11 protein-coding genes are annotated in these 12235 nt (G+C 72.0%); 6 read left to right on the top strand and 5 right to left on the bottom strand.

What is annotated here, in order from left to right; genetic code table 11:
- Both AB7J25_RS27650 and AB7J25_RS27645 read left to right on the top strand, forming a co-directional pair.
- The coding region (locus tag AB7J25_RS27650; RefSeq protein WP_428513755.1) for a hypothetical protein at positions 1-281 on the top strand (281 nt) is incomplete at its 5' end.
- A 10-nt stretch (positions 282-291) separates the two neighbouring features.
- Positions 292-1005: a hypothetical protein gene (locus AB7J25_RS27645; RefSeq protein ID WP_428513753.1), complete on the top strand. Its 714-nt coding sequence runs from the start codon at positions 292-294 to the stop codon at positions 1003-1005.
- Here the strand turns inward: AB7J25_RS27645 and AB7J25_RS27640 are convergent.
- Positions 968-2041 (bottom strand): glycosyltransferase, encoded by a 1074-nt coding sequence (locus AB7J25_RS27640; protein ID WP_428513751.1) that lies wholly within the window; start codon positions 2039-2041, stop codon positions 968-970. The two genes, AB7J25_RS27645 and AB7J25_RS27640, sit on opposite strands and share 38 nt — an antisense overlap.
- A 178-nt stretch (positions 2042-2219) precedes the next feature.
- On the opposite strand from AB7J25_RS27640, the gene AB7J25_RS27635 reads away from it, so the two are divergent.
- The gene (locus AB7J25_RS27635; RefSeq protein WP_428513749.1) at positions 2220-3635 is read left to right on the top strand and encodes an O-antigen polymerase; all 1416 of its coding nucleotides are present in this window, start codon (positions 2220-2222) and stop codon (positions 3633-3635) included.
- The gene (locus AB7J25_RS27630) at positions 3628-5175 is read left to right on the top strand and encodes a PIG-L family deacetylase (protein ID WP_428513747.1); all 1548 of its coding nucleotides are present in this window, start codon (positions 3628-3630) and stop codon (positions 5173-5175) included. Before AB7J25_RS27635 ends, AB7J25_RS27630 begins: the two co-directional genes overlap by 8 nt.
- Here AB7J25_RS27630 and AB7J25_RS27625 read toward each other — a convergent pair.
- From AB7J25_RS27625 to AB7J25_RS27610, 4 genes are all read right to left on the bottom strand, one after another.
- Complete coding sequence (locus AB7J25_RS27625) at positions 5172-6314, bottom strand: GNAT family N-acetyltransferase (RefSeq protein WP_428513745.1); 1143 nt, start codon at positions 6312-6314, stop codon at positions 5172-5174. The two genes, AB7J25_RS27630 and AB7J25_RS27625, sit on opposite strands and share 4 nt — an antisense overlap.
- 134 nt (positions 6315-6448) lie before the next feature.
- Positions 6449-7480: an NAD-dependent epimerase/dehydratase family protein gene (locus AB7J25_RS27620; protein ID WP_428513743.1), complete on the bottom strand. Its 1032-nt coding sequence runs from the start codon at positions 7478-7480 to the stop codon at positions 6449-6451.
- 11 nt (positions 7481-7491) lie between these two features.
- Complete coding sequence (locus AB7J25_RS27615) at positions 7492-8634, bottom strand: DegT/DnrJ/EryC1/StrS family aminotransferase (RefSeq protein WP_428513741.1); 1143 nt, start codon at positions 8632-8634, stop codon at positions 7492-7494.
- Positions 8631-9437, bottom strand: coding sequence for a nucleotidyltransferase family protein (locus AB7J25_RS27610; protein WP_428513757.1), 807 nt, complete (start codon positions 9435-9437; stop codon positions 8631-8633). Before AB7J25_RS27610 ends, AB7J25_RS27615 begins: the two co-directional genes overlap by 4 nt.
- A 74-nt stretch (positions 9438-9511) precedes the next feature.
- Here AB7J25_RS27610 and AB7J25_RS27605 point away from each other — a divergent pair, with 74 nt between their 5' ends.
- Together AB7J25_RS27605 and AB7J25_RS27600 are read left to right on the top strand one after the other, a co-directional pair.
- Entirely contained in the window at positions 9512-10804 is a 1293-nt protein-coding gene (locus AB7J25_RS27605; protein ID WP_428513739.1) for a lipopolysaccharide biosynthesis protein, read from the top strand.
- A gap of 158 nt (positions 10805-10962) precedes the next feature.
- Positions 10963-12066 (top strand): right-handed parallel beta-helix repeat-containing protein, encoded by a 1104-nt coding sequence (locus AB7J25_RS27600; RefSeq protein ID WP_428513737.1) that lies wholly within the window; start codon positions 10963-10965, stop codon positions 12064-12066.
- Positions 12067-12235: the final 169 nt, after the last annotated feature.

Raw genomic sequence — 12235 nt, 5'->3', positions numbered from 1 at the left:
TGAGCGCGCGCCACTTCGTCCCGCCCGCGTTCGTCGCGGGGCTGGTCGGCGGGGCGCTGCTCGCCCCGTTCAGCCGCACTGCACGGCGGCTGTGGCTGGCCGGGATCGTGGCCTGGCTCGCCGGTGCGCTGGGCGTCTCCGTACGGATCGCGGCCCGCGAGGGCTGGCGGCACCTGCCCGTGCTGCCCGCGGTGTTCGCGGCCGTGCACGTCGGCTACGGAGCGGGGTTCCTCGGCGGCCTGGTCAAGTTCGCGCGGCGGTGGCGCGCGGCCGATCGGTAGCGTCGGGCGGGTGGCCCGTCCTCCGATGTCGACGCCCTCGCCCGCGCTGATCCCGCACGGTGTGCGGGGCCGTGTCCTGGCGGTCGTGCTGGCCGCGTCGGCGGTGTTCGTCGTGCTCGCCGCCCGCTATGCGGGCGGTTCGGACCCCCGCTGGTTCGACGACCACGCCCACGACGTCATCACCGACGTCACGCCGCGCGGCCGGACGCTGCGGCTGCTGCTGGAACTCGGCAGTCCCACGTCGGTGGTGGTGATCGCGGTCGTCGTGGCGCTGCTGTGCCTGTGGTTGCGGCGCCCGCGGGCCGCGGCGCTCGCACTGCTCGGCCCGGGGCTCACCGGCCTGGTGACCACCTTCACGAAACCGCTGATCGGGCGCACACTGCGCGGGGAGTACGCCTACCCCAGCGGGCACACGGGCGGGGCCACCTCCACCGCTCTGGTGCTCGCGATCCTCGCCGTGCTGGTGCTGCGGCCCGAGCCGCGCCGCGCGCTCGCGATCGTGCTTGGCGCGGGCGCTGCGGCGGCCGCCACGTTCGCGGTGCTGGTGGTGGCCGCGCACTGGCACTACGCCACCGACGCGATCGGCGGGGCGTGCGTCGCCCTCGCCGCGGTGCTCGGCTCCGCGTTGGTGATCGACGCGGTGGCGGACCGGTGGGCCGCGCGCACGCCCGCTCCGTCCGACCCGCTCAGACCAGGCGGGGGTAGAGCGCGTCCAGCTTCCTGAACTCGGCCTCCCAGTGGTAGCGCTCCTGGATGGCGCGCCTGCCGTTCGCGCCGAGGCGGCGCGCCTCGTCGGGGTCCTTCAGCAGGGCCTCGACGGCCGCCGCGGCGGCGAGCGGGTCCATCGGGTCCACGGTGACGCCGCAGTCCGCGTCCCCGACCAGCCGCACCCACAGCGGGAAGTCCGAGGCCACGACGGGCACGCCGCAGGCCATGTACTCGAACATCTTGGTCGAGTAGGAGTCCAGGTAGTTGCTGATCGGGTGGTCGATGACGATCCCGCAGACCGAGTCGCGGATCGCCTCGATGGCCCGCTCGTGGGAGACCCCGCCGAGGTAGTCGATGCGGGCCCAACCCTCGTGGGCGCGCGCGTCGCGCTCCACGGCCTCGTCGTCGAACCAGCCGGCGACGACGGCCTTGGCCCCGCCGGGCAGCGCCGCCACCACCTGCGGCATCTCACGGGCGCCCTGCACCGCCTTGAGGCCGCCGACGTAGGAGAACGCGTACTGCCGCTCCTCGACGGGCTTGGGCTCGGGACGCCGGGCGATCTCGACGTGCGGGAAGTTCTGCACGATCACGGTCTTGTGCGCGGGGAACTTCTCCGCGATCGAGGGCGTGGCGGCGACGATGGCCGCGAACATCCGCCCGGCGACCCGCTCGGCCACCCGCACGCCCGCGGCGAGCACCCCGCGGGCGGGCTTGGGGATCCACCACTTGTTCATGACCTGCAGCGGCACGTCCTCGTGGACGTCGTAGACGACCTTGTGGCCGAGCACGGTGAGCAGGACACCGACCCAGATGAGCTCCGGGTCGTGGAAGTGGCAGATGTCGGCGCGCTCGCGGCGCGCGGCGCGGAACACGCGCCAGGCGACGCGGGTGGCGCGGTCGATGCGGTTGCGCGGCAGGCCCACGCCGACGATGCGCACGCCCGCGACGGGCTCCTGCGGCGGCTGTCCGGCGATGAGCGCGACGTCGTGGCCCGCCTCGACCAGGCTGGCGCACTCACGGCGCAGGATGCGCGTGTCGTCGACGCGGTGCACGGAGGTCAGGTGGCGGATCCTGGGACGACGGGTCCGGCGATCGTTCACGGACGTGGTACTCCCCTTCACTCGATGTCGATCACCTGGAGGTGGTCGCGCGGCTCCGCTCACCTGATCTGGTGAGCCGTTGCCCCATTGTGCCCGCCCCCACTCGGGGAAATCGCGTACGGTCGGTGATGTGCCGGCTGAGACCGACGCCGATCGGCGCCCCCTGTTCGCGCGCGCGCCCGTCGTCGTGCTCGTGGTGCTCGCCTACATCGGGATCCTGCACTACGCGTACGTGCACCACATCGCACCGCTGTTCAGCTACCTGCAGTACGCCTACCGCGACCCGGACCCCGTCTACTACGGCATCGCGATCGGCGTCACCGTGCTGCTCGCACTGCTGCTGCCCCGTGAGATCCGCCGCCCGTCGCACATGATCGCGTGGCTGCTCTACCTCGTGGCGGTGCTGCCCGGGATCATCGTGCCGCAGATGGCGCCCGCGCTGGACCGGCCCGAGGCGTTCCGGCTGGCCATGTGGGTCGGCGGCTGCTTCCTGCTGGTGGTGCTGCTGGGCACCCGCCGCACGCTGCGCGGCTTCATCCCGCTGGCCCCGATGACCGAGCGGAACTGGTGGCGGCTCATCGGGGCGTTCTGGCTGGTACTGAACCTGATCGTGCTGGCCTACGCCGGGATCAAGTGGTCGCTGCCGTCGTTCGAGGACGTCTACGGGGTGCGCGGCGAGTTCCGCGCCACCGAGTCGTCGGACCCGGCGCTCGCCTACGTCGTCCCGATGCTCGACAAGATCATCAACCCGCTGCTCATCCTGCGCGGCCTGGTGTACCGGCGCTGGCACGCCCTGGCCGCGGGCGTGCTGGGCCAGGTGTACCTCTACTCGCTGCAGGGCAACAAGACGGCCATCCTCGCGCCCGTCGCGCTGCTCGCCGCGTACTTCTTCCTCAAGCGCCGCCACCCCGTCGGGCCCACCATCCTGGGTGCGGGCGTCCTCGGCTCGATCGTGATCATGACGATCGACCTCTGGCAGAACTCCAACGACCTCACGTCGCTGTTCATCCGCCGCGTGCTCGTGACGCCTGGCATCGTGCTGATGGGGTACGTGCAGACCTTCGACCCGATCCCGAAGGCCAAGCTCGGCTACTCGATCCTGGCCGACTTCTTTCCGTACCCGTACCAGAAGGAGCCGCCGGACCTGGTCGGGGCGGAGTTCTTCGACAACCCCTTCACCCACGCCAACGCCAGTTGGCTCGCCGACGGCTACGCCAACTTCGGCTATGCCGGGATGCTCGGCGCCACGATCATCCTCGTGCTGCTGCTGTGGGCGATCGACGACGCCACCCGCGGGCTGGACCGGGTGTTCTCCTGCCTGATCTTCGTGATGCCGGGGCTGGCGCTGGCCGAGTCCGCGATCCTCACGGCGATCCTCACCCACGGCTTCTTCTTCGCGATCGTGCTCTGCGCCCTCGCACCCCGCGCGGGGCCCGTCGACGAGAACGGCGCGCCCGAGCGAGAGCACCCGGCCGATCCCGGTCCACCGAACCCGGCCGCCCCGGAGGTGGCCCGAGCACGCACGGGGGAACTCACGCATGCCTGACGCACGACCCGATCCACGTCCCGATCGGCGCAGGGTCGTCTTCGTCGGCGGCCTCGACGACGGCCGCCGCACCGTGGAGATCCTGCTCGCGCACCCGCGCGTCGACCTCGTCGGGGTCTTCGTCCTCGACGACGAGGCCGGCGCCGGGGTGTCCGGCTTCCGCACGTTCGACGACCTCGTGGCAGCACCCGTGCTGCGCAGGATCCGCCGCGTCCGCGACCACGTGGACGAGATCCGCGCGCTCGCCCCGGACGTCGTGTTCGTCGTCGGGTTCTCCCAGATCATCCCTCAGGCGCTGCTCGACGTCCCGCCCGGCGGGGTGATCGGCTTCCACTCGGCCGTGCTGCCGGGCCGCCGCGGCGCGTCACCGCTGATCTGGGCCATCGTCGACGGTCTCACCGAGACCGGCGTGACCATGTTCTACATGGACGCGGGCATCGACACCGGCGACGTGATCGGCACCCGCTCGTTCCCGATCGCCCCGGACGACGACGCCGCCGACGTCCTGCGCAAGGCCGACGACGCCACGATCGCGCTGCTGCGCGAGCACCTGGACGGGGTCCTGGACGGCACGGCGCCCCGGACGAGCCAGGAGGGCGCGGAGGCCACCTACACGCGACGGCGCGGCCCGGCCGACGGCGAGATCGACTGGTCGAAGCCCGCGCACGAGATCGTGAACCTGGTCCGCGCGCTCGCCCCGCCCTACCCCGTGGCGCACACGTTCGGCGGGGACGGCGTGCCGATCCTCGTCGAGCGGGCCCGCGCCGTACCGGGCCTGGAGCTGCCGCCGCCCCGTCACGTACCCGACGACCCGATGCGCAAGCGGGTCCTGTGCGTCGTCGCCCACCCCGACGACGAGGTGCTCGGCGTCGGCGGCACGCTCGCGTTGCACGCCGCGGCGGGCAGCGACGTCACCGTGCTGATCATGAGCGAGGGCGAGCAGGAGAAGCTCGACGAGACCCCGCGTTGCGCCACCCGCCGCGACTGCGCGCTCGCCGCTGCCGAGGAGATGGGCGTGGCGCGGGTGGAGTTCCACGACTTCCCCGACCAGCGCCTCGAGTCGGTGCCGTTCATCGACCTCATCAAGGCCGTCGAGGCCACGATCGAGCAGCACCGGCCGACGGTCGTCTACACCCATCACGGCGGCGATGCGAACACCGACCATCAGGTGGTGTTCAAGGCCGTGTATGCGGCCCTGCGCCCGATGACCCGGCTCGGCGCCACGGTGGAGCGCTTCCTCACCTTCGAGACGCCGTCGTCGACCGACCAGGCACCGCAGGTGGGCGACTACGTCTTCAACCCCACGACGTTCGTCGACGTCGAGCCCGTGTGGGAACGCAAGGTCAAGGCGCTGGAGTGCTACCCCACCGAGATGATCGGCGGGCGGCACCCGCGCAGCTTCTCCTACATCGAGGCGCTCGCGCGGGTGCGTGCGGGCCACGCCGGCTACCTGCTGGCCGAGGCGTTCGTGTCGGTGCGCGAGCGACTGGGGCGCCCGGCGCCGCCCGCCGACCGGCCCCAGGCGGACGCCGGACGCTAGGCGGAGCCCTTGGCGGCGCCGCCACCCTTGGCGGCGCCGTCGGCCGGGGGTGGCTGCGTGCCGTGCAGACGGCGCTGCAGCCGCTCCGCGCCGCGGCGCACCTCGCGCCGGGCCACGCGCACGCCGCGGCGGGCGGCGAAGACCGCCCTTGCGCGCGGCCGAGCCCGCGTCACGAAGAAGTACGGCACCTGCCGGGCGCCGAAGGAGCGGTTGACGCGCTCCACGGGCTCGATCATCGAGCCGAGGAAGTCGAAGTGCTGCGACGTCTGCGACGCGAGCCGGATCGCCTCCCACACCACGAGGCTGTTCACCCCGGTGGAGCGGAACTCCGGGTCCGTGCCGCCGTAGAGCAGGTAGGTCGTGGTGGCGTCGCGCACGAGGTAGAGCGCGGCCTGCAGGCGGCCCTGCGAGTCCGTCGCCGTGACCACCTCACGGGCACCGCGGGCGCGGCACGCGGCGTCCAGGCGCCGGGCGAGGTCGTCGCCGAACGACACCCCGAGCCCCTGGCGCTCGAACAGGCGACGGTTGATCCGCAGCACCTCCTCCAAGACGGCCTCGGACTCCAGGTCCGTACGGATCTCCACCCCCTTGGCCGCGCGCTTGACCCGGCTGCGGACGTTGCCACCGAGCTCCGCCCACAACCGGTCCGGGTCGCGGAGGTCGTCGATGCGGTAGGTGTAGCGCACGGTGGCATCGAAGCCCGCCCAGTGGAAGGGCAGCCAGTTCGTGATCGCGGGCGCGAAGTTGCCGCGGTAGACGTCGTGCGGGGGCAACCGGTCGATCAGCTCGCCCATGAGCTCACGCTCGACGCCGAGCCGTTTCTCGTACTTGCCCTCCGAGGGCCGCAACCAGGGCCCGACGAACCGGGTGAGGGGCGCCTGTGTGAGCACGGTGAGCCCGAACTTCTGCTTGCGGACGTAGGGCAGCCGGGCGACGACCTCGCCGCCGCGTTCCACCAGGACATGCCCCCAGCGGCCCGGCGCGACCGCCTCCAGCCACCAGGGCTGCTCGAACGGCGTGTGCGACGGGTAGCTCCCCCGCTCCGGGGCGTCCGCCGCCCCGGTCCTTCGATGCCCCGTCCCCTGATCCGCCCTGCCCGCCTGGTTCGACACCCGCTCGTCCACGTCACCTCTGTGCATCGTCTCCCCCCCAGAGTGTGTCGACCCGATCACGCTGGGTGTTACCGCACTCTCGGGGATGACCTCCTTCCTGGGCAGCGTCCTCGCGCCCACCTGAACGGTTCCTGAAGGGCCCACCGCCGGCTCCGCGCGCGTCATCCGAGGTGACGCACCTCGGTGTTGCCGTAGCGCGGATTGCCCGCGGCGTCGGCGAAGACCCCGCCCTGCACGGCGGCGACGAGCGCACCCACGTAGGCCTGCACGGTGTTGTCGACGCGGAACCCGAGCTGCTCGGCGATCTTGTCGAAGGCGACGCGGTAGTTGCGCGGGTCCGTGTCGCCGTCCCGGTAGGACACCTTCGCGCTGGTCAGGTGCTTGGCGACCTCGTCGACGATCATCCGCTTCGTGAACTGCTGGGTGTTGTCGCCGACGTTGAACACCTCGCCGCGCACCTGCTCCTCGCCGGCGGCGAGCACCGTCATGACGGCCTTGGCGATGTCGCGCACGTGCGTGTACGGCCGCCACGTGTCGGCGTCGTAGACGAGCAGCTCACCGCCCGCGGCGAGCTCGCGGGTGAACTGGGAGACGGTGAGGTCGAAGCGCATCCGTGCGGACATCCCGTACGCCGTGGCGATCCGCAGCACCGTCGCCGACGCGTCGAGCGAGGGCGCCGCGGCCAGCAGGTGCTCCTCGACCTCGATCTTCGTGCGCGCGTAGAGCGACTGCGGGTTCAGCGCGCTGGTCTCGGTGGCCAGCGCGTCCGACGTGTGGATGCCGTAGTTGCTGCACGTCGAGGTGAACACGAACCGGCGCACGCCGAGGCGGTCCAGCGCGTCGACGATCCGCTTGGCACCGTCCGCGTTGACCGTGCGGGCCAGCTCCGGGTACTTCGCGCAGATCGGGTCGCCGACCAGCGACGCGAGGAGCACGACGTCGTCCGTGCCCGCCGCCGCGGCGGCCACGACCCGCTCGTCGCGCAGGTCGCCGCGGGTGAAGGTGACCCCACCCCGATCCAGGTCGCGATCGAGCAGGTGGTGCAGCGCGAAGCCGTTGTCATAGATCAACTGGTCCAGCACGTGGACGCGGGCGCCCGCGTCCAGCAGCCGCTCGACCAGCACGGAGCCGACGTAGCCGGCCCCGCCGATCACGAGCACGCGTCGCCCGGCCAGATCGCCGGTGGGGGTCATGGGATGTCCTCTCATGAGCGGGTGAGGGCCTCGGCGAGGGTGTGCACGACGCGGTCGACGTCCGCCGGTGCCAGCAGGGGGTGCAGGGGAAGGGTGAGCTGCGCGGCGGCGAAGGCCTCGGTGTCCGGCAGCGTGATCGTGCCCGCCCGGCGGTAGACCTCGAACTCGTGGATCGGCGGGTAGTGCATCGAGGACTGGATGCGCGCCTCGCGCAGGAACGCCATGACGGCCCGGCGGTCCGTGCCCGGCGGCAGCAGCACGGGCAGGATGTGCGCGGTCGTCGGGTGGTCCGCGGCGAACGGCACCGCCACCTCGGGCAGCTCGCGGGCGAGCACCTCCCGGTAGCGCGCGGTGAGCGCGCGGCGGGCGTCGTTCCAGCCGGGCAACCGCGCCAGCTGCACCAGGCCGAGCGCGCCGCGCAGCTCGTCCATGCGGAAGTTGTGCCCGACATCGACGACGTCGTAGCCGACTGCGCGGCCCCGGTCGCGGTCCAGCGTGCTGGTGGTCATCCCGTGCGAGCGCATGCGGCGCACCCGCTCGCGCCGGCCGGCGTCCGGGACGATCACCATCCCGCCCTCGGCCGTGGTCATGTTCTTGTTGGTGAAGAAGCTGAACGCGGCCGCGTGGCTCGCGACGCCGGTGTGCCCGGTGAGCCCCGCCACGTGCGCGGCGTCCTCGATCAGCACGAGCCCGTTGCCGTCGGCGAACGCCCGCCAGGCCGGCACGTCCATCGCGTAGCCGCCGTAGTGCATGACGATCACCGCCCGGGTCCGGCCGGTGAGCCGCGCCCGGGCGTCGGCGAGCGAGAGGTGCGGGCGGTCCGGCGCCTCGACGTCGACGAACACCGGGGTGGCCCCGGCGTGGCGCACGACGCTCGCGGTGGCGACGAAGCTCATCGACGGCACGAGCACCTCGTCGCCGGGGCCGATGTCGTGGGCCTCGAGCGACAGCAGCAGGGCGGCCGTGGCCGAGCCGACGGCGACGGCGTCCTCCACCCCGTGCAGAGCGGCGAACTCGCGCTCGAAGCGGCGCACGCGCTCGCCCATCGTGAGCCAGCCCGAGTCGATCACCTCGGCGAGCGCGGCCTTCTCCGGCTCGCCGAGCACCGGCGTGCCGAGCTCGATCAGCGGAAGCGCCCGCGCGGGAGCGCTCACTCGGCCGCGGGCAGCGAGGAGGCCGCCCGCTCCTGGGCCTTGCGCAGGTCCTCGATCCGCCCGATGTCGACCCACACACCGCGGTGCTCGTAGACGTGCACGGGCGCGTCGCGCTCCAGCATCACGCGCATGAGGTCGTCGAAGTTGAACGCCCCCGCCGGCGGGATGTGCTCGAAGATCGACGGATCCATGAGGTAGATGCCGGTGCTCACCGAGAACTGCTCGGTGGGCTTCTCCCGGAAGGTCGTGACCCGCCCGTCCGCGTGGTCCAGCACCCCGTAGGCGATCTTGACGTCCTGGTGGGTGACGACGACCGTCAGCGGCGCACCGCTGCGCTCGTGCTCGACCACGACGTCGCCGAGCATCACGTCGGAGTACACGTCGGAGTTGGACACGAAGAACGGCTCGACCAGGCGGTCGCGCAGCGCGTTGAGCGGGCCGATGGTGCCCAGCGGCTCGTCCTCGGTGACGTACTCGATCTCCAGGCCCCACCGGCTGCCGTCCCCGCAGTAGCTGCGGATCAGCGGGCCGAACCGGCTGACGGTGATGAACACCCGCTTGACCCCGGCCTCGCTGAACATGTCGAGCAGCTTGTCGATCACCGTCTGTTCGTCGATGGGCATCAGCGCCTTCGGTAAGACCGTCGAATACGGGCTGAGCCGGGTTCCCCGCCCGCCCGCCTGAATGACCGCAGTGAGTTCGGCCACGCTGCCCTCCCGCAACGAAAGCTGGTTTCTCTTCGCTAACCGCGTCCCGGCTCCCGACGTTACACATCTGGGCGTGACGCAGCCCGGATGGACCATTCCGGCCGGGCCGGGCACCGCCATTCGGGAACGTGGCACGATAGGTGAGGGAGACGGCGACGACGGAGGGACAGGTGCGTTCACTGCGTGTTCCCGCCGCGTTGCGGGGAGTGGCGAGCATCGTCACGGGAAGCGTCGCCGGGCAGGCGATCGTGATCCTTTCCTATCCGCTGCTCACCCGGCTCTACGATCCGGCGGACTTCGGGCTGCTGACGGTCTTCACCTCCGTGGTCGGCATCGTCGCGGTGGCCTCCACCGCCACCCTCGAGGCCGCCGTCCCGCTGCCGACGGCCGACCGGGACGCCGCCGCCGTGGCCTGGGCCGCCCTCGCGTCGGTGGCGCTGGTCTCGCTGCTCACCGCGGCCGTCGGGCTCGTGGCGGCCGAGCCGCTCGCCAGGCTGCTGGGGGTGCCCGCGCTCGCGGACTACTGGTGGCTGGTCGTGCTGACGATCGCGGCGATCGGCGCCTACCTGGTGTTCTCCGAGTGGATGGTGCGTGACCGCAGCTACGGCGCGCTCGCCCGGCGCAACCTGCTGCAGGGCATGGGCCAGGTCGGCACCCAGCTGGGGTTCGGCGTCGCGGGCGCCGGGCCCACCGGGCTCCTGCTCGGCCTCGGCGTCGGGCGCGTGGCGGCGATGGGCGGGCTGCTCTCGCGCAACGGCCTGCTGCGCCAGCAACGGCCCACGCTCGCGCAACTGCGTGCCGCGGTGTCGCGCTACCGGCGCTTCCCCCAGCTCGCGATGCCCTCCGCGCTGCTCAACTCGGCCGGGCTCGAAGTACCGTTGCTCCTGGTCGCAGCGCTGTACGGGGACGTGAGTGCGGGCCTGCTCGGGCTCACCGTGCGGGTCATCTCCGGGCCGACCGCGATCATCGGTCAGGCCGTCATGCAGGTGTTCACGGGCGAGTCGAGCGGCGCGCTGCGCGAGTCGAAGGGTGATCTCGGGCGCACCGTACGCACCGCCGTGCGGCGCCTGCTGCTCGCCGGCGCCGTACCCGCGGTGCTGCTGCTCGTGGCAGGCCCGTGGCTGTTCGCACTGGTGTTCGGCCCGCAGTGGCGGGAGGCGGGCGAGTACGCGCGACTGCTGGCGCTGGCCTACCTCGGCCAGTGCGCGGTGATGCCGGTGTCCTCGACGCTGTTCCTGCTCGAACAGCAGCACCGCGAGCTCGGCTGGGTGGTGCTGCGGCTCGCGCTCACCGCGGGCGGGCCGCTGTTGTGCGGCCTGCTCGGGGCGCCGGTGAGCGTGGCGATCGCGGCGCTCGCCGCCGGCCACGTCGTGGCGTACGCGGTGCTGTACCGCTTCTGCGTGAAGGCCGCGGACGCATCGGACCGCGCGTTGCGGGCCGCCCCGTCTGCGCCGGACGAGTGAGGATGGCGCCTCTACGGGCCGCCATGCCGTCACCGTCCGTGAGCTCCTTCGGGTTTGACGGCTCACAACCGCCAAACGGGCTGATCTGTAGCATGACCAACGGGCCTCTTGTTCGCCGGCATTGCGGCGGCGGTTCGCGGGTTCGAGGACGGAGTGACATGAGGTACCGGCGCGCGATCATGGCCACCCTGGTCCCGCTCCTGCTCGCCACCCAGGCCTGCGGCAGGGACGACCCTCACGAGCCCACCGTCTACACCCCGCCCGCCGTGCCCGCACCGCCCGCGGCGTCGCTGGTCGTCGCGCCGAACGGGGACGACGAGGCCGCCGGCACGGCGGCCGCCCCCCTGCGCACGATCGACGCCGCCTCCGAGCGGGCACAGCCCGGGATGACGATCCTCGTCCGCACCGGCACCTACCAGGGCGACGTCCGCACGCAGGCTTCCGGCACCGCGGACAAGCGCATCGTCTGGGTCGCCGAGTCGCCGGACACCCGCATCGTCGGCGCGGGCGACAACGTCGGGGCCTGGGAGAACGACGGCGACTACGTCGACATCGTCGGCTTCGACATCAGCGGCGAGAACGCCGACGGCCTGTGGAGCAAGGGCTCGCACGTGCGGCTCATGCAGAACCGCGTGCACGACATCCCCGGCAACTGCATCTACACGGCCAACGACGACTACAGCCTGACCGACATCGACGTCCTCGGCAACGTCGCCTACAAGTGCGGCGAAGACGATCTCGACCACGCCATCTACATCAGTCACCAGCGCGGCGTCGTGGCCAACAACATCGCCTACGATAGCACCGGGTTCGGTATCCAGTGCTGGCACGCGTGCGACGAGGTCACGATCACCAACAATCTCGTCTTCCACAACGCGCAGGGCGGGATCGTGATCGGCGGGGCCAACGACGACAACCGCCCCGTGGACAATTCACTGGTGGCGAACAACCTCGTCGTCGGCAACGGGCGCGACGGTATTCGCGAAGGGGGCGACTCCGGCCCCAACAACCGTTTCGAGAACAATCTGCTCTGGAACAACGAACGGGATCGAATTCTCGTGTCCACCGGGCGCGAGAGCGATACGGTCGTGGCCGATCCCGAGTTCGTCGACTACCAGGAGGACGGCTCGGGCGACTACCACCTCCAGCCCGGCAGCCCCGCGGTCGACGCCGGCACCTCGGAACTGGCCCCGCCGATCGCGATCGATCTCACACCGCGCCCGCAGGGCCGCGGATTCGACATCGGGCCCTACGAGCGTTAGGCGGGCTCCGGGCCGGCGAGATCCGCCCGCGGGCCACCCCCTCCCAGGCGCACCACCGTGACCCCCGGCCACCGGTCCGGATCGAGGACCGCCCGGCCGTCGAGGACGGTGCGCACGCCCGGCAGGTCCGCGGGTGCGAACTCGCGGTACTGCGGGTGGTCGGCCTGCA

This window comes from Pseudonocardia sp. (assembly GCF_050246655.1).
Lineage (GTDB): Bacteria > Actinomycetota > Actinomycetes > Mycobacteriales > Pseudonocardiaceae > Pseudonocardia.
This window is presented reverse-complemented; position numbering and strand designations above follow the sequence as displayed.